We start from the raw sequence: 16,058 nt of genomic DNA on the forward strand, positions 1-16,058 counted from the left end.
CATGACCCACACCGCGACCACCAGCGGCGACGCGCCACCGGCCGTCGTCGCGCGCCTGTCCCGCCTGGACCGGTTCCTGCCCCTGTGGATCGGCCTGGCCATGGCCGCCGGGCTGCTGCTCGGCCGGCTCGTGCCCGGTCTGGACACCGCGCTGGAGGCGGTGGCGATCGGCGGCATCTCCCTGCCCATCGCCATCGGCCTGCTGATCATGATGTACCCGGTCCTCGCCAAGGTCCGCTACGACCGGCTCGACACGGTGACCGGCGACCGGCGTCTGCTCCTGTCGTCGCTGCTGCTCAACTGGGTGCTCGGCCCGGCCGTCATGTTCGCCCTCGCCTGGATCTTCCTGGCCGACCACGCCGAGTACCGCACCGGCCTGATCATCGTCGGGCTCGCCCGCTGCATCGCCATGGTCATCATCTGGAACGACCTGGCCTGCGGCGACCGGGAGGCCGCCGCCGTCCTCGTCGCGCTCAACTCGGTGTTCCAGGTCCTCGCGTTCGGCCTGCTCGGCTGGTTCTACCTCTCGGTGCTGCCGGGCTGGCTCCACCTCGACGGTGCCCGGCTGGAGGTCTCCGGCTGGGAGATCGCCGGCAACGTGCTGGTCTTCCTGGGCGTCCCCCTACTGGCCGGCTACCTGACCCGTCGCCTCGGCGAACACGCCCGGGGCCGCGCCTGGTACGAGTCGTCGCTCCTGCCGAGGATCGGCCCGGTCGCCCTCTACGGCCTGCTGTTCACCATCGTCATCCTGTTCGCGCTCCAGGGCGACGCCATCGCCGACCGGCCGTGGGACGTCGCGCTGATCGCGGTGCCACTGCTCGCCTACTTCGCGATCATGTGGGCCGGCTCCTACGCCCTCGGCCGCGCCATCGGCCTGGGTTACGAGCGCACCACCACGCTCGCGTTCACCGCCGCCGGCAACAACTTCGAACTCGCCATCGCCGTGGCGATCGGGACCTTCGGCGTGACCAGCGGCCAGGCCCTCGCCGGGGTGGTCGGCCCGCTCATCGAGGTCCCCGTGCTCGTCGCGCTCGTGTACGTCAGCCTCGCCCTGCGCGAGCGCCTCTTCCCCGCCACCAACCGATAGGGAGCCCCGGTGTCCGACAAGCCCAGCGTCCTGTTCGTCTGCGTCCACAACGCCGGCCGTTCCCAGATGGCCGCCGGATGGTTGCGCCACCTCGCCGGGGACCGCGTCGAGGTGCGCTCCGCCGGGTCCGCCCCCGCCGACCGGATCAACCCCGCCGCCGTCGAGGCCATGCGCGAGGTCGGCATCGACATCACCGACCAGAAGCCCAAACTGCTCGGGTACGACACCGTGGAGTCCTCCGACGTCGTCATCACGATGGGCTGCGGCGACGTCTGCCCGGTCTTCCCGGGCAAGCGCTACGAGGACTGGAAGCTCGACGACCCCGCCGGCAGGGGCGTCGACGCCGTCCGTCCGATCCGCGACGGGATCAGGGCCCGCGTCGAGGAATTGCTTGCCGGCCTGCTCCCGGCCGACCGACGGTGACGGCTACCCCGCTCAGGCCGGGCAGCCGCAGCTGGCCCGGATCACCATCTCGGTGTCGAGCTGCACCGTAGCCGGGGTCCGCGCTCCACCGATCTGCTCGAAGAGCAGCCGCGCGGCGGCCGCCCCCAGCTCACGCATCGGCTGACGCACCGTGGTCAGGCGCGGCGACAGGTGGGCGGCGAGGGTCACGTCGTCCCAGCCGGTGACCGCGAGGTCCCCGGGGACGGTCCGCCCGACCTCGGCGGCGGCCCGGTAGACCCCGGAGGCGAGTTCGTCGTTGGCGCAGAACACGGCGTCCACCTCCGGGTCACGGAGGACATCCAGGCCCGCCCGGTAGCCGCTCTCCGCTTCGAGGCGCTCGCAGGCGACCGGTCCGGCGGTCAGCGGCACGCCCGCCACGGCGTGCGCCCGGCCGAACCCGGTCCACCGTTCCTGCACGTCCGGGGTGCCCTCCGGGTCGCCGACGAAGCGCAGCCGACGCCGCCCGTGGTCGAGCAGGTGCCGGGTCAGCGCCTCCGCCGCCTGGACGTTTTCGCAGCTCACCGTGGTGACCGCGGGCAACGCCGGCCGGGCCAGCAGCACCACCGGCACCTGCGCGACCACCTCGTGCAGGGTCGGCTCCGGGACGCTCTCGCCCATGACGACCAACCCGTCGATCCGGGACGCGAGATCACGCACCAGGCGCTCGGAGGCGGCCCGGCCGTGGGTGGCCAGCACCATGACCACGCTGTCCCGCCCGACCACCTCCGACTCGAACCCCGCGACCACCTGGGCGTAGTAGGGACCGGCGAGGTCGGGCATGATGATCGCCACCGCGTCGTGCGCCTCCCCGGCCAGGGTCTGCGCGGCCCGGCTCGGCCACCAGTTCAGGGCCCGGGCGGCGGCCAGCACCCGTCGCCGGGTCTCCGGTGCCACCGGCTCGTCGGCGCGCAGGGCACGGGAGACCGTGGCGATCGACACTCCCGCCCGCTCCGCCACCTGGTAGACCGTCGGGCGACGGCGGTGCGGGCCGTCCGCCCGTCCGACCGCCTCGTTCTCCGGTTTCGTCACCCAGCACTCCGGTTCGTCGCACACTCCCGTCGTCCAGGCTACGGCGTCCGGCCAGGTCCGCCCCGGTCACGGTGGCCGCCGGACCAGCCGCCGGCGCGGCGGTCACCGGGACCGGGGAGCCGTCGCCGTACGTTCAGTCGAGCGGCACGAGTTCCAGCAGCGAGAAACCCGGCATGGGCAGGGGGAAGGCCCATTCGAGGACACCCCCGGCCGGACGTGTCTCGGTGTCCGGTTCGTACCGGTCGAGGCCGTCGGCCGCCCGCAGCAGCGACCACTGGACGTCGTCGGGCCAGTCCCCGCCGCCGAGTCGCGCCCAGATCGCCTCGATGTTGGAGTGGGTGGCGTCGACCCGCCGGTGCGTCACCCGGTACGGCCGGTCGGCCAGCCCACCGACGTCGACGTGTACGTCCCGGTCCAGCACCGGCGCCCCGCCCGCCTTCGACTGGTCCAGCGTGCCGTTCCAGACCAGCACGTGCACCCGGCCGTCGGGGTGCCGGGCCGCCCACGACTCGACCAGGGAGCCCGCCCCGTCGCCGTCGACGGTCACCGGCAACTGGTCGTCGCCGAGCCGGTCGAGCGCGGCCAGCGCCCAGAACCGGGGCTTGCGGAGATTACCTACGGTCAGCAGGCCGAAGCCGCCGTGGAACAGGCGGGGCGGCCGGCCCAGCTCCTCGAAGTGGTCGGAGACCACCCAGTAGGCCAGCGCCTCGATCCGGCCGGCGGCCGAGCGCATGCCCCGCAGCAGGAACGTCGCGGCGAACACCCCGTCGGTGACCGGGTTGAAGTGGGTCGGGGTGATGCCCCACTCCGTCCAGAGCAGCTCCAGGTCGGGCCGGCCGGCGGCCACGCAGAGCGGGCGCAGGTCCAGCGGCGGGCTGCCGTAGGTGTGGGTGGAGAGGAAGTCGATCGGGGCGCCGGTACGGGCGACGTGCTCCAGCAGCGCGCCGTTCCACGCGGCGGCGGCCGACCCGGGGCCGCCGACCCGCAGTGCGGCGTCGACGTCCCGTACGGCACGGGCGGACACCTCGTACAGGCGCAGGTACTCCTCCCGGGTGCCGGCCCAGAACACCTCCAGGTTCGCCTCGTTCCACACCTCGAACTCCCAGCGGCGGACCTCGGCCAGCCCGTACCGGTCGACCAGGTGCGTGACGAGGGCGCGGACCAGGTCCGCCCAGCGGTCCCAGTCCCGGGGCGGGGAGATGATCGCGCCGTAGGCGAACACCGTCCTGGCCGGGTCGCGGGCCAGGTCGGCCGGCATGAAGGACAGCTCCACGACCGGACGCAGGTCGAGGCCGAGCAGTGCGTCGTAGATCTCGTCGACGCGGGAGAAGTCGTACACCGGCTCGCCGTCGACCTCCCGGTAGACCCCGACGTCGTCGTGCAGGATGGCGTGCGCGCGGACCGACCCGACGCCCAGTTCCCGGCGCGCGATCGACAGGGCCTCGGCGAACTCCACGCCGATCGGCCGTCCACCGGTGGTGTCGGCGCAGCGCAGGTGGCTGAGGCGTTCGGAGCCGATCATGCGTCGCCACGGGCGGTGCACCGGTCCGTCGGAGCCGGCGGCGTCGACGGTGACCCGGACGGCGGCCGGGCCCTCGGGGGTCGACGCCCCGGCGACGCCGGCTCCCGGCTGCCCGCACACGTCCACGTCGGCGAGCGCGGCCACCGCGTAGTGGTAGGTGCGGCCCGGCTCACCGGTGGTGTCCGCGTACGGCGGGTGCGGCACCGCCAGCACGTCACCGCCCTGGTGGTCCAGGGGCAGGTACGGCCCGTCCGGCCGGTCCGACCGGTGGACGAGGTAGCCGACCGCGCCGGGGACCGGCTCCCAGTCGAGGGTGACCTGCCCCCGCCCACCGGTGGCGCGCAGCCCGGTCGGCGGCGGCAGCGGGTCCCGGTCGCCACCGCCCTGCCGGCGCAGGCCGATGCGGGCCGCCCAGTCGGCGCGGGCGTTCCCGGCCGTCATGGCCACCTGCTCGTTGCCCATCCTCGTCCTCTCCCTCGTGGTGGTGTGCCGTCAGCCCCGGATGCGTCCCCCCTCGGGTGGCGGTCACCCGGCCGGTACGGCGAACTCCTCGATCCCGAGCAGCGGGCGGAGCCGTTCGGTCGCCAGGCCGTGGGCGAACCGACGCCGCAGCACGTCCCCGGCGAGCAGGTTGCCCAACGCGCCCAGCAGCATGCCCTGGTCCAGGGCGAGGTGCCGGTGGGCGACGGCGCCGCTGCGCACCGCCACCGCGTCGTGGAAGCCGCCGGGGCCGTAGCAGTCGAAGTCGGCGCGGAGCCGGGCCAGCTGGTCCACCGCCTCACCCGGCGCGTACGGCAGGGCGAGGAAGACCGCGTGCGGGGTCACCACGCCGTCGCCGTAGCCGGCCGGGAGCGGTTCGGCGTCACGGCACCCGTCGAACCCGAGGTTGACCCGGGTGCGCTCCTGGTCGCTGGGGTAGCCGTCGGGGTCCAGGCCCATCGGGTCGACGCCGTACTCCCGGTAGCCGCCGGCCGGGTTCGACGACGGCGAGAAGCCCCAGTGCCCGTACCGGGCCTCGTGCAGGCCGTGGTCGATCTGCCCCTGGACGAACACCGGGTGGTTGCGGCCCCAGCTGTCCGGGGCCCACCGGGCCTCCGGCACGAGCAGGTCCGGCATCAGCGCCTCGAACATGGAGCCGCCCCAGCTCGGCACGTACTGCCGCCCCCGGTGCCGGTACGCGCCCTCGAAGACCCGGATGCCGAGCAGCTCGCGGTACTCGCCGACCGGCTTCATCTCCTGCCACGACCAGTCGCAGTTCGGCTCGAAGGTGCGCCACATGGCGAAGTAGTGCTCGCGGGGCACCTGGCCGAGCGCGATCGCGACGTAGCTGCCGATCCGGGTCTCGCTGTTGAGCGTGCCGTAGTGGTGGCCGGTGTACCAGACGTTCGGGCCCCGCCCCCGGTAGTTGTCCTCGACCCCGCCGTTCGGCGGGCGTTCCGGCCAGAAGCCACCGCGCAGCAGGCCGGCGCCGAAGTCGGCGCCCCGGGCGTTCGCGTCGTAGTAGAAGCCGAAGTCCATCCCGGCGAGGAGCCGCCCGGCCGACGCGCGCAGCGCCGGGTCGTCGTTGCCGGCGACGATCAGCGCGGCGGCGAGCCAGGCGTTGTCCACGCTGGACAGGAAGGGGTGCACGGTCGAGCCGTCCACCGGCCAGGTGCGCAGCAGCTGCCCGGTGGCCGGGTCGTACCAGTTGTAGAACATCCCGGAGTACGGGTGCCGTTCCAGGCGGGTCAGCGCCTCCAGCGCGGCGCGGACCCGACGCCGGGTCTCGCCCCGGGAGACCAGGCCCAACTCGCGGGCGACGACCGCCGACCAGATCAGGCAGCCGATGTTGGTCGGCGAGGTGTACCGGGACCGGCTGGTGGCGCTGAGGTCGGCGTCGACGTTGTCCGCCGGCAGCCCGGTGCCGGGGTCGACCATGGCGGTCATCGAACGCCAGGTGTCCTCGGCGTACCGCAGCAGCAGCCGTCGGGTCGGGTCCGCGAGCGGCGGGGCGGGAACCCCGGCGGGGGTGCCGGCGCGGGCGGCAGCCGGGGTGAGCAGCGCCGCCGGCACTCCGGCCGCCAGCGTCAGTACGGACCTGCGTCTCATCGCGAACCTCCGCTCAAGGGGGGTACGGGGTCATTTCAGGCCGGTGGTGGCGATGCCCCGCACGAAGTGGCGTTGCAGGACCAGGAACACGAGCAGGACCGGCAGCACCACCACGACCGAGCCGGCCAGCAGCAGGCCGTACCGGGACTGGTTCTGCCCGACGCTGTAGAGGGCCAGGGCGACCGGCAGCGTGTACTTGTCCTCCGTGGTCGCCACCGCGAGCGGCCAGAGGAAGTTGTTCCACGAGCCGAGGAAGGTCAGGATGCCGACGGTGGCCATCGGGGCTCCGGAGAGCGGCAGCACGATCCGCCAGAAGACGCGCCACTCGGAGGCGCCGTCGATCCGGGCCGCCTCGAGCAGGTCGTCCGGGATGGAGAGCATGAACTGCCGCATCAGGAAGACGTTGATGGCCTGGGCGATGTTCGGCAGCACCAGTCCGGCGTACGTGTTGACCATGCCGAGGTTGCTGACCAGGACGAAGACCGGGATGAACCACACCACCGGCGGGACCATGACGGTGCCGACCACGGCGGCGAAGAGCCCGCCCCGGCCCCGGAAGGGGAGCTTGGCCAGGGCGTAGCCGGTGGCCGCGCAGATGAGCACGTTGCCGACGGTCACCCCGACGGCGACCAGCGCCGAGTTGGCGAAGTACTGCGGGAAGTCGAGCCGGCTGAACAGCTCCCGGTAGTTCGCCAGGGTCGCCGCCTCCGGCCACCAGGTCGGGGGCACCCGGCGGACCTCGGCCTCGGGCTTGAACGACGAGACGAGCATCCAGACGAACGGGCCGATCATGAGCAGCAGTCCGCCCCCGAGGAGCAGGTGCAGCAGGCCCGCCACGAGCCGGTCCCGACGCCGGCCCGGACGCGGGACGGACGCCGCCGGCGCGGGGGTGCGCCGCCGTCGGTGCGGGGCGTACGTGGGCAGGGCCACCGTTCCTCCTCACCCGTCGCTTCGCAGCAGGCGGAACCAGCCCACGCCGAGCACCGCGACGGCGAGGAAGAGCACGTAGCTCATCGCGGAGGCGTAGCCGTAGTTGCCGAAGCCGAACTGGCTGTAGACGTACTGGGAGACCGAGAGGGTCGAGTGCAGCGGACCACCCCGGGTCATCACGAAGGGTTCCTCGAAGACGAGCATCAGGCCGACGGTCCCGATGACCGCGGAGAGCAGCAGCGTGGGCCGCAGCGACGGCAGGGTGATGTGGCGGAACTGCTGCCAGGTGCTGGCCCCGTCGAGCCGGGCGGCCTCGTACAGGTGGGCGGGGATGGCCTGGAGGCCGGCGAGGAAGATCACCATCTGGAAGCCCAGGCCCCGCCAGACGATCATCACGATCAGGGCGGGCAGGGCCAGCGTGGTGTCGGCCAGCCAGTTCGGACCGTCCACGCCGACCAGCCCCAGCGCCCCGTTGAGCAGCCCGGAGTCCTGCTGGTAGACGAACCGCCAGACCACCGAGATGGCCACGATGCTGGTGACCACCGGCAGGTAGTAGCCCACCCGGAAGAGCGCGGTGAAGCGGGTCAGGCCGGAGTTGAGCCCGAGCGCCACGGCGAGACCGAGCCCCACGGTCAGCGGCACCCCGGCGAGGACCACCACGGCGGTGTTGCGCACCGCCCGGCCGAAGAGCTCGTCGTCGAGCAGCCGCAGGTAGTTGTCCAGGCCGACCAGCTCCACCGCGAGCGGGTCACGCAGGTCGGCGCTGCGGATGTCGGTGAAGCTCATCGCCAGCGAGACGAGCACCGGGCCGACCATGAAGATCGTGAACGGGATCGCGAACGGCAGTGCGAAGCCCCAGCCGGCGAGGGTCCTGCCGGGCCGTCGCGCGGGTGCCCGCCGCCCGGACGGGGAGCGGACTTTCACGTCAGGACCCCGCGCCGATCGCGGTCGCCTTCCGTTGCATCTCCCGGGCCGCGTCCTGCGGGCTCACGCCGGTCCGGGTGAGGCGCTCGATCTCGCTCTCCAGGCCGGCGGCGACCTGCTCCCAGGTGGCGATCGCCGGGGGCGACTTGGCGTCCTCGAGTTGCGCCCCGAAGGCACGCAGCTGCGGGTCGTCCCGCAGGACCGGGTCCTCCCAGGCCCGCTTCACCGACGGCAGGTCGCTCGCCGTCCGGTACCAGGTGACCTGCACGTCCGGCCGGGACAGGTAGGAGACGAACTTCCAGGCGCCCGCGCGGTTCTTCGCGTCGGAGAAGACGGCGAGGTTGCCGCCGCCGACGAAGGAGGTGGCCGCCTTGCGGCGGGGCATGTGCCAGAGCTGGAAGTTGTCGCCGGCGCCCTGCTCCTTGAGGATGCCGATGTGCCAGGGGCCGGAGACGAAGGCACCGATCTCGCCCTTGACGAACCCGGGTTCCAGGGCACCCTGCGCCAGGTCCTTCGGGGCCAACCCCTCGTCGAAGAAGGACCGGTAGTAGGTGAGCGCCTCGACGGTCTCCGGGCGGTCCAGCGTGAACGCCCCGTCGGCGCGCACGTCCCCGCCGTTCTGCCAGACGAAGGGCAGGACGGCCTGCCAGGAACCGGGGCCGCCCGGCGGGAGGGAGACGGCCCACTTCGCCCCGCCCCGGGTGCGCAGCGCGGTGAGGGCCGACTTCAGCTCCTCCCAGGTGGTCGGCGCGTTGGTGATCCCGGCCCGGGCGGCGACGGCCTTGTTGACGTAGAGCAGCCGGGTCTCGACGTACCACGGAACGCCGTGCGACGTGCCGTCGACGACCGTGGTGTCCCAGGCGCCGGGGAAGAAGGCATCCTTGTCGACCAGGTCGGCCGGGGTCGGGTCCAACCCGCCGGTGCCGGCGAACTCCCCCATCCAGGTGGTGCCGACCAGGCTGACGTCGGGGGTCTGCCGTCCGGCGATCGCGGTGGCGATCTTGTCGTGCGCCCCGTCCCAGGGAATCGGCGTCACCGTGACCTTGGCGTCCGGGTTCTCCTTCATGAAGGCGTCGGCGAGGACGGAGAGCTTCTCGCCCTCGGTGCCCATCGCCCACACCGTGATCTCTCCGGTGGCCGGGCCGTCGCCGATGCTCCGGCCCGGACCCGTCGGGCCGTCACTGTCGTCACGTCCGCAGCCGGCGGCCATCACGACGGCGGCCAGGCCCAGCGCGACCAGGGATCGAGTCCACTTCGCCATTGGTTCGTCCTCCCGGGGGACCGCCCTCGACAGGCGACCCGGACCGGGCCGCGAACTGCGGCGAGAGCGAGGACTGAAAGCGCTTACAGGATTCTGGAATAATGGTAAAAACATCTATCGATGTCAAGACTTGCAATCAGGAAAATCGATGCGGACGGTCGCGGCACCGGGGGCCGGCGACTCCGCTCGGGGCGGCCGGACGTCAGCCTGCGCGGCTGAAGTGCTGGTAGTCGGGGTTGGACCAGACACCACCCCACGACCATCCGACCGCCGCGAAGGCCCGGACGAGCGCGCCGTCCGGCACCGCCATCCCCGGCCGGTACGCGCCCCGGTCGACGTACGCGACGCCGGCCGGTGGGAGCACCCGGTCGCCGAGCAGGTACGGATTCTCCACCGGGTTGACGTCGATCGCCCGCCCGTACGCGTGGGTCGACCAGCTCGCCGCCCCCTCGGTCACCGCGCGGCGGCAGTTGAACCCGGAGGTGTTGTCGGCCGCCATCGACGCGGCGTCGTCCCCGCCGTAGACGTCCACCGGCCGCATCTGCCGGATCGGGAACCGGTGCCGGAAGAGGGCGTCGAAGACGGTGACCACGTCGGCGGCGACCGCCTCGTGCACGACCAGGGTGCCGGTGCGCGGCTGTCCCGCGAAGTCCCATTGGGTCAGCCGGACGAGCCGCAGCCGGTCCGGGGCGACCGGGCAGCCCGGCCGCCAACTGCCCGCCACGTCCGCCCCGGTCACCGGCCGGATCTCGCTGGCGAAGGCGGGTGGGGTGGGCGACGGCGCCGGGGCCGGCGGCGGCCGGCGGGTGCAGGCGGCCACCGTCAGGACGACGACCAGCGGCACCGCCCAGCGGACGGCCTCAGGCACCCATCCGCTGCGGCGGGACGGTGAGGCCGTAGAGCGTCATCAGCTCCGGGGAGTCGACCCGACTGCCGTCGGCCACCGCGTCGCAGGCGATGTCGACGATCAGATCCTTGTGCGCGAGCAGGTACGGCCGCGCGCCGACGTCCGCGCGGGCCAGGGTGGCGATGCCGGGCCAGTGCCGGCGGCCGAAGAGCATCGGGTAGCCGCGCAGCCCGCCGTAGGTCGCGCAGACCAGCACGTCCGGGTACGGCAGGGCGACCACCCGGCGTACCGCCTCGACGGTGAGGCCGGGCATGTCCACCGGGACCACCACGACGGCCTCGATGGCGTCGTCGGTGAGCGCGGCGAGACCGGCCCGGATGGAGGACCCGACCCCGGTCCCCCAGGCCCGGTTGACCACCACCGTCGCCCCGTCCAGGTCGGCGGTCCGGCGCACCTCGTCGGCGGCCGCGCCGAGGACGACCACGGTCGGGGCGCAGCCCGCCTCGGTCATCGTGTCGATCATCCGGTCCACCAGGGGTCGCTTTCCGAGACGCAGCAGCGCCTCGGGTCCACCGATCCGCCGTCCCCCGCCTGCGGCGATGATCATTCCTGCGATTCGCACACCGGGTGCAACGACCGCCCGGGCCGATCGGTGGCGGGGGCGAATAGGATATTTAGTACAACGCAGGCAGGTTGGCCCCTGTCGACCCGCCAGCACCCCCGCCGGGCCCTGGCACTCGCCCACTACAGTCACCGCGTGCACGACGACATCGGCGCAGCCGGACCCGTACCCGCCGCCGGGTACCGGGGTGTCGACTGGCCGAAGGGCGGAGGCGACCCCTTCGACCCCGGCCTGCCCTGGGCCGGCTGGCTGTACTGGGCGCACGGGCAACCCTCGCGGGTGTTCCCCGCCGGCCATCTGCCGGACGGCAGCGAACTCCTCCGCGCCATACCCATGGGCTACACCACCCTCACCCTGCTGGAACGGGCCGCCCTCGTGTCCCGGGGCCGACGGCTGAAGGAGTGGCCGCCCGGGGAACGCCGGACCATCAGCAGGCCGTTCCAGCCGTACCAGCTGATCCTGCCGCCGGCCGGATCAGCCGGACACCTCATGCTGGGCGCGAGCTGGCCGGAGCGGTTCGCCGTCCGCGACGCGGAGCAGCTCTCGGCCCGGACCGGTGGGCCCGTGCTGGTCTGTCGCGTGCTCGACCACCAGAACTGGCACTGACCGCCGGCCCGTCACCACGGCACCCGGCACCCGGCACCCGGCACCCGGCACCCGGCACCCGCCCGACGGTCAGTCGGCGTCGGCGTAGCAGCCGACCACCGACAGGTCCAGGGGAAACCGGACCGGGGTGTCCCCGAACAGCAGCGCCCCCGCCCGGGTGCCGGCGTCGCCCACCGCCCGGACGACAACGTCCGCCTGATCCGCCGGACAGTGCACGACCACCTCGTCGTGCTGGAAGAAGACCAGCTCCGCGTCGGTGCCGGCCAGCGCGGTCCGCAGCATGGCGAGCAGGGTGGACGCCCACTCGGCGGCGGTCGCCTGGATGACGAAGTTGCGGGTGAACCGCCCCCGCGACCGCGCCGCCCGGGCCCGGGGACTCTGCGGGTCACCCCCGGGCTCCTCCCCCGGCCCCTCCTCGGCGAACCCCGTCGACCCGGGCGGCGGGCAGGTCCGGCCCAGCCAGGAGCGGACCAGTCCGCCGGCCTCGCCGGTGCGCGCCGCCGCCTCGACGTACCCGAAGGCGGTGGGATAGTGCCGACGCAGGGCGGCCAGCGCCGGGACCGCCGCCCCGCCGGTCTGCCCGTACATCGCGCCGAGCAGGGCGAGCTTGGCGCGGCCCCGGTCCCCGCCGAAGGCGTCCCGGGCCAGGGCGGCGTAGAGGTCGCCCGCCCCGCCGGCCGCCGCCAGCCGGCGGTCGCCGGAGACCGCGGCGAGCACCCGGGGCTCCAGCTGACCGGCGTCGGCGACCACGAACCGCCAGCCCGGGTCGGCCACCACCGCCCGGCGGATCACCTTCGGGATCTGCAACGCCCCGCCGCCCCGGGTCGCCCAGCGGCCGGAGACCACGCCGCCGGGCACGTACTCGGGGCGGAAGCGGCCGTCGCGTACCCAGGCGTCGCGCCAGGCCCAGCCGTGCGCCGTCCAGATCCGGTAGAGCTCCTTGTATTCCAGGACCAACGGCACCGCCGGATGCTCCACCCCGCGCAGCACCCAGGCCCGGGTGTTCGGCAGGTCGATGCCGGCCCGGGCGAAGGCGCGCAGCAGCTCGGCCGGGGAGTCGGCGTGCAGCTGACGCAGCCCGAACGCGTCGGCGATCCGGGTGGCCAGCTCGGCCAGCCGGCGCGGCGGCCCGCCCACCGGGGACGGCTCGCCGAGCAGCTCGGTGAGGATGGCGTCGTGCACGTCGACCCGCCAGGGCAGGCCGACCGCCGCCATCTCCACCGCGATCAGCGCGCCGGCCGACTCGGCGGCCACCAGCAGCCGGAACCGGCCCGGATGGGTGGTCGCGGCGATCCGGGCGAGCTGGTCGGCGTACACCCGGGTCAACGCCTCGATGCCCGGACCGGGCGGGCCGGACGGCGCGTCGAAGAGCGCGCCCTGGCCGTCGCCGGGCGGCGCGGCCGGGCGCGGCGGCGGATCGGACGGCACCGGCGCTCCGGTCAGCCGGGCCCAGGCCGCCGCCAGCGAGCGCGGCTCGCCCCAGCGGCCGGCGTGGCCGAGCAGCAACGCCTCGGTCAGCTCGACGTCGTGGCAGCGCTCGACCCGAACCCCGGCGCGCCGCAGCACGGGATAGAGCGTCGCGCCGGACGCCCAGACCCAGCGGGGCCGGTCGGTGGCCTCCCGCGCGGCGACGGCGGCGGCGAGGTCGTCGACCGGCTCGGGCGGCCCGGCCGGCTGCCCGTCGGGACGCAGCGGGCACAGCACGCCCCCACCGCCCTCCCCCGCCGTGACCGCGACCAGCACGCCCCCATCCTGCCCCCACCCACCGACACCGGTTTGGTGCCGGCACCTGCCGTGAATGGGATTAGTCAAGATCGATGTTCCGGGAGACGGAGTGGCCAAGCGGTACCGGCGCAGGGCACGGCGGACGCGACCGTGGCCCACCGAGGAGCAACGTCCGGGCCGCGGGGTCCGGACATCCACCGAAGCGACATTGACGGCAGTCAGGATCTGCGACAGCGCACCCCACCGGGTCAAGCGGCCTGGCCGATAGAAGACATCGTCTGCCACCGACAGCACGTCTTCCCAGATACTGGGTTCTCTTGGTCGACGCGGTGGGAGAACAGCTCACTCATGCCCCCGAGAACATCGCGTTGCACTACCGCGTCAACAGGCCAGTACAGCCCTGGGAACGCTGAGGTCTCCGGGCAGCGACCCTCGCTGAGACCACCTCAGCAGACACGGAGGAAACCCATGAAGCTCGTCAGGACCACCGCCGCAACCGTCACCGCCGCCGCCGCGATGATGGCCGGAGCGTTGACCGTGGCGACCCCGGCGTACGCGGCCACCTACGGCGGCGAGTGCGGTTCCGGCTACGGCGTCGTGAACTCCGCCGCGATCGGCACCAAGGGGACCGTGTTCCTCACCTACAGCTCGGCCACCGGCAGGAACTGCGTGGTCGCCAAGCGGAACACCACCGGCTCGGCGGTGCTCGTCGAGGCGGGCCTCGCGATTCACCCGGTCGGGAGCCACTGGACGGCCTACGACGGCGGCTACTACACGTCGTACGCCGGCCCGATCTACCTGTCCGCGGCGGGCAGGTGCGTCGACTGGATGGGCCGCATCAGCGGCACCGAGGGCGGCAAGCGCGGCACCAACTGCGGCTGACGCCGTTCGGCGGCTGGGCCAACCGTCACGTGTCAGGTGGGACCAGACCCGGTTCGGCTGTGGCACGGATGGTGCTGCCTCGACGCCCCGCCCCGTCGATCATGGAGTTGTGGCGCACGATTCGCGGCCATTGCAGTGGTTTGACTGGTGCCCGGACTCCATGATCGACGGGGCAGGCGGGGCGGACGGGGCGGGCGGGGCGGGTCCTACTTGACGGCACCGGCGGTGAGGCCGGACTGGATCTGCCGCTGGAAGAAGGCGTACACGATGATCATGGGCAGGATGGAGAGGGTGAGTGCCGCGAAGAGCGCCGCCCAGTCGGCCTGGTAGCCGGCGGACGTGGAGATGCTGGCGATGCCCTGGGTGAGCACCCACTTGCGGTCCGCCCCCTCGCCCTGCATCAACGCCACCGGCAGCAGGTACTGGTTCCACTGCCCGATGATGTTGAAGATCGCGATGCTGACCAGAGCGGGCCGGGCCATCGGCATCATGACCTGGAAGAACAGTCGGGTGTGCGAGGCGCCGTCCATCATCGCTGCCTCGGCCACCGACTGCGGCAGCGTCTTGAAGAACGCGGCCAGGAAGAACACCGTGAACGGCAGCGAGTACGCGATGTAGACCAGGATCAGCCCGGTGTACGTGTTGAGCAGCCCGAGGTTGTTGACCACCAGGAACAGCGGCACCAGGGCGAGGAAGACCGGGAACGCCAGCCCGGAGACGAACAGGTAGTAGATCACCCGGTTGCCCGGGAACGGGTAGCGGGCCAGTACGTACGCGGCCATCGCACCGAGCAGCATGGTGCCGGCGGTGCTCAGCGTCACCACGAACACGCTGTTGAGGAAGTACCGCCCGACGTTCGCCTCGCTCCACGCGCGGGCGTAGCTGCCGAAGCCGAACTCCCCGGGCAACGCGAACGGGTTGCCGAGGAAGATCTCGGTGTTGCTCTTGAACGAGGCGAGAACCGTCCAGAGCAGCGGGGCGATCACCAGGATCGCCCAGACCAGCAGGGCCAGGTGGCCCAGCCCGGTCAGCAGCCCCACCTCGGAGCGCTGCCGGCGGGTGGCGTTGTGCTTACGGCCCGCCGGGGCGGACCCGGCCGGGGCGGCCGGCGCGCTGGGTGCGATCTCCGTGGTCATCGGTGCCGCCTCTACAGCTCGATCGTGTCACGCTTGCTGACGCGCAGGGTGAGCGCCGCGAACGTGATCGTCAGGAAGAACAGCGCCACGCCCATCGCCGAGGCGTAGCCGAACTGGGAGTAGCTGAACGCGTTGCGGTAGATCTCCATGCCGAGCACGGTGGTGGCCCCGTCCGGGCCACCCTGGTCGACCGAGAGCACCTGCACGATGGCGAACGCGTCGAAGGCGGCGATGCCCAGGTAGACCCAGGCCACCTGGAGGGTGTCCCAGAGCAACGGCAGGGTCACCCGGAAGAACATCGCCGCCCGCCCGGCCCCGTCGATGGTGGCCGCCTCGTAGATGTCCTTCGGCACCGAGGACATGCCGGCGGAGAAGAGCACCACGTAGAAGCCGACCGCCTGCCAGACCAGCACCGCGATGATCGACCAGAGCGCGATGTCCGGATCGGCCATGAAGAGCACCGGGTCGATGCCGACCGCGCCCAGCGCACCGTTGAGCAGGCCGCTGTCGTCCGGGGCGTAGACCCGGCTGAAGATGACCCCGACGATGACCACGGCCAGGACCTGGGGGAAGAAGAACACCACCCGGTAGAACCTCGACCCCCGGACCCCGGTCATCACGCCGCCCCGGCTCCCTCCGCCGACGTTGAGCATGAAGGCGAAGAAGAGCGCGATGGCGATGGTGAGCAGCGGCAGGGCGAGCAACAGGAGCCCGTGGTGCCGGATGGCCTTCCAGAAGACGTCGTCGTCCAGCAGTCGGCTGAAGTTCTCCAGACCGATGAACTCCGGGTTCGCGCTGACCCCGCGCCAGTTGGTGGTCGCGAGGTAGAAGGCCTGGGCGTACGGCCCGAGGACGAAGGTCACGTAGATCGCGACCGGCGCCGCCAGGAAGCCGATGATGAACGGGTACCTGCCATGCCGCATGGTTGTCTCGTCTCCGCTCGCCTCGCTACGCC

The 16,058-nt window shown here is 72.8% G+C and carries 15 protein-coding genes; 4 read left to right on the forward strand and 11 right to left on the reverse strand.

Going from position 1 to position 16,058, the window contains the following annotated elements; translation table 11 throughout:
* Position 1: 1 nt before the first annotated feature.
* Positions 2-1,087, forward strand: coding sequence for an ACR3 family arsenite efflux transporter (gene arsB, locus IGA62_RS01970; RefSeq protein ID WP_145816754.1), 1,086 nt, complete (start codon positions 2-4; stop codon positions 1,085-1,087).
* 9 nt (positions 1,088-1,096) lie between these two features.
* Positions 1,097-1,510, forward strand: coding sequence for an arsenate reductase ArsC (locus IGA62_RS01975; protein WP_145816752.1), 414 nt, complete (start codon positions 1,097-1,099; stop codon positions 1,508-1,510).
* A 12-nt stretch (positions 1,511-1,522) separates the two neighbouring features.
* Here IGA62_RS01975 and IGA62_RS01980 read toward each other — a convergent pair whose 3' ends face one another.
* The 8 genes from IGA62_RS01980 to IGA62_RS02015 all read right to left on the reverse strand — a co-directional run bounded on the left by IGA62_RS01980 (position 1,523) and on the right by IGA62_RS02015 (position 10,739).
* Positions 1,523-2,560 carry a LacI family DNA-binding transcriptional regulator gene (locus IGA62_RS01980; RefSeq protein WP_186499769.1) on the reverse strand — a complete coding sequence of 346 codons (1,038 nt, stop codon included), beginning with the start codon at positions 2,558-2,560 and terminating at the stop codon, positions 1,523-1,525.
* A 133-nt stretch (positions 2,561-2,693) separates the two neighbouring features.
* Positions 2,694-4,544: a GH39 family glycosyl hydrolase gene (locus IGA62_RS01985; protein WP_232624855.1), complete on the reverse strand. Its 1,851-nt coding sequence runs from the start codon at positions 4,542-4,544 to the stop codon at positions 2,694-2,696.
* 63 nt (positions 4,545-4,607) lie between these two features.
* A complete protein-coding gene (locus tag IGA62_RS01990; RefSeq protein WP_145816749.1) occupies positions 4,608-6,170 on the reverse strand; it encodes a glucoamylase family protein in 1,563 nt (520 codons plus the stop codon).
* A 30-nt stretch (positions 6,171-6,200) separates the two neighbouring features.
* Positions 6,201-7,100 carry a carbohydrate ABC transporter permease gene (locus IGA62_RS01995; protein WP_232624856.1) on the reverse strand — a complete coding sequence of 300 codons (900 nt, stop codon included), beginning with the start codon at positions 7,098-7,100 and terminating at the stop codon, positions 6,201-6,203.
* 9 nt (positions 7,101-7,109) lie between these two features.
* Positions 7,110-8,024, reverse strand: coding sequence for a carbohydrate ABC transporter permease (locus IGA62_RS02000; protein WP_145816747.1), 915 nt, complete (start codon positions 8,022-8,024; stop codon positions 7,110-7,112).
* A 1-nt stretch (position 8,025) separates the two neighbouring features.
* Positions 8,026-9,285 carry a sugar ABC transporter substrate-binding protein gene (locus IGA62_RS02005; protein WP_145816745.1) on the reverse strand — a complete coding sequence of 420 codons (1,260 nt, stop codon included), beginning with the start codon at positions 9,283-9,285 and terminating at the stop codon, positions 8,026-8,028.
* 202 nt (positions 9,286-9,487) lie between these two features.
* Positions 9,488-10,153, reverse strand: coding sequence for a M15 family metallopeptidase (locus IGA62_RS02010; protein ID WP_145816743.1), 666 nt, complete (start codon positions 10,151-10,153; stop codon positions 9,488-9,490).
* Positions 10,146-10,739, reverse strand: coding sequence for a nucleotidyltransferase family protein (locus tag IGA62_RS02015; protein ID WP_145816741.1), 594 nt, complete (start codon positions 10,737-10,739; stop codon positions 10,146-10,148). Before IGA62_RS02015 ends, IGA62_RS02010 begins: the two co-directional genes overlap by 8 nt.
* A 150-nt stretch (positions 10,740-10,889) precedes the next feature.
* Between IGA62_RS02015 and IGA62_RS02020 the strand changes: the two genes are divergently transcribed.
* Positions 10,890-11,360 carry a hypothetical protein gene (locus tag IGA62_RS02020; RefSeq protein ID WP_145816739.1) on the forward strand — a complete coding sequence of 157 codons (471 nt, stop codon included), beginning with the start codon at positions 10,890-10,892 and terminating at the stop codon, positions 11,358-11,360.
* A gap of 69 nt (positions 11,361-11,429) precedes the next feature.
* On the opposite strand, the gene IGA62_RS02025 is transcribed toward IGA62_RS02020, so the two are convergent.
* Positions 11,430-13,103 carry a bifunctional 3'-5' exonuclease/DNA polymerase gene (locus IGA62_RS02025; protein ID WP_145816737.1) on the reverse strand — a complete coding sequence of 558 codons (1,674 nt, stop codon included), beginning with the start codon at positions 13,101-13,103 and terminating at the stop codon, positions 11,430-11,432.
* A 450-nt stretch (positions 13,104-13,553) separates the two neighbouring features.
* Between IGA62_RS02025 and IGA62_RS02030 the strand changes: the two genes are divergently transcribed.
* A complete protein-coding gene (locus IGA62_RS02030) occupies positions 13,554-13,967 on the forward strand; it encodes a spore-associated protein A (RefSeq protein ID WP_145816735.1) in 414 nt (137 codons plus the stop codon).
* A gap of 206 nt (positions 13,968-14,173) precedes the next feature.
* On the opposite strand, the gene IGA62_RS02035 is transcribed toward IGA62_RS02030, so the two are convergent.
* Together IGA62_RS02035 and IGA62_RS02040 are read right to left on the reverse strand one after the other, a co-directional pair.
* Entirely contained in the window at positions 14,174-15,103 is a 930-nt protein-coding gene (locus tag IGA62_RS02035) for a carbohydrate ABC transporter permease (RefSeq protein ID WP_145816733.1), read from the reverse strand.
* 11 nt (positions 15,104-15,114) lie between these two features.
* The gene (locus IGA62_RS02040) at positions 15,115-16,026 is read right to left on the reverse strand and encodes a carbohydrate ABC transporter permease (RefSeq protein WP_145816731.1); all 912 of its coding nucleotides are present in this window, start codon (positions 16,024-16,026) and stop codon (positions 15,115-15,117) included.
* Between the last annotated feature and the right edge of the window lie 32 nt (positions 16,027-16,058).

Origin of the sequence: Micromonospora sagamiensis (assembly GCF_014680085.1) — a bacterium.
GTDB lineage: Bacteria > Actinomycetota > Actinomycetes > Mycobacteriales > Micromonosporaceae > Micromonospora > Micromonospora inyonensis.

Excerpts from the sequence above, each read along its gene's own strand:
- arsB (WP_145816754.1), top strand. The coding sequence starts at position 2 with ATGACCCACACCGCGACCACCAGCGGCGACGCGCCACCGGCCGTCGTC.
- IGA62_RS01985 (WP_232624855.1), bottom strand. The coding sequence starts at position 4,544 with ATGGGCAACGAGCAGGTGGCCATGACGGCCGGGAACGCCCGCGCCGAC.
- IGA62_RS01990 (WP_145816749.1), bottom strand. The coding sequence starts at position 6,170 with ATGAGACGCAGGTCCGTACTGACGCTGGCGGCCGGAGTGCCGGCGGCG.
- IGA62_RS02005 (WP_145816745.1), bottom strand. The coding sequence starts at position 9,285 with ATGGCGAAGTGGACTCGATCCCTGGTCGCGCTGGGCCTGGCCGCCGTC.
- IGA62_RS02015 (WP_145816741.1), bottom strand. The coding sequence starts at position 10,739 with ATGATCATCGCCGCAGGCGGGGGACGGCGGATCGGTGGACCCGAGGCG.
- IGA62_RS02030 (WP_145816735.1), top strand. The coding sequence starts at position 13,554 with ATGAAGCTCGTCAGGACCACCGCCGCAACCGTCACCGCCGCCGCCGCG.
- IGA62_RS02035 (WP_145816733.1), bottom strand. The coding sequence starts at position 15,103 with ATGACCACGGAGATCGCACCCAGCGCGCCGGCCGCCCCGGCCGGGTCC.
- IGA62_RS02040 (WP_145816731.1), bottom strand. The coding sequence starts at position 16,026 with ATGCGGCATGGCAGGTACCCGTTCATCATCGGCTTCCTGGCGGCGCCG.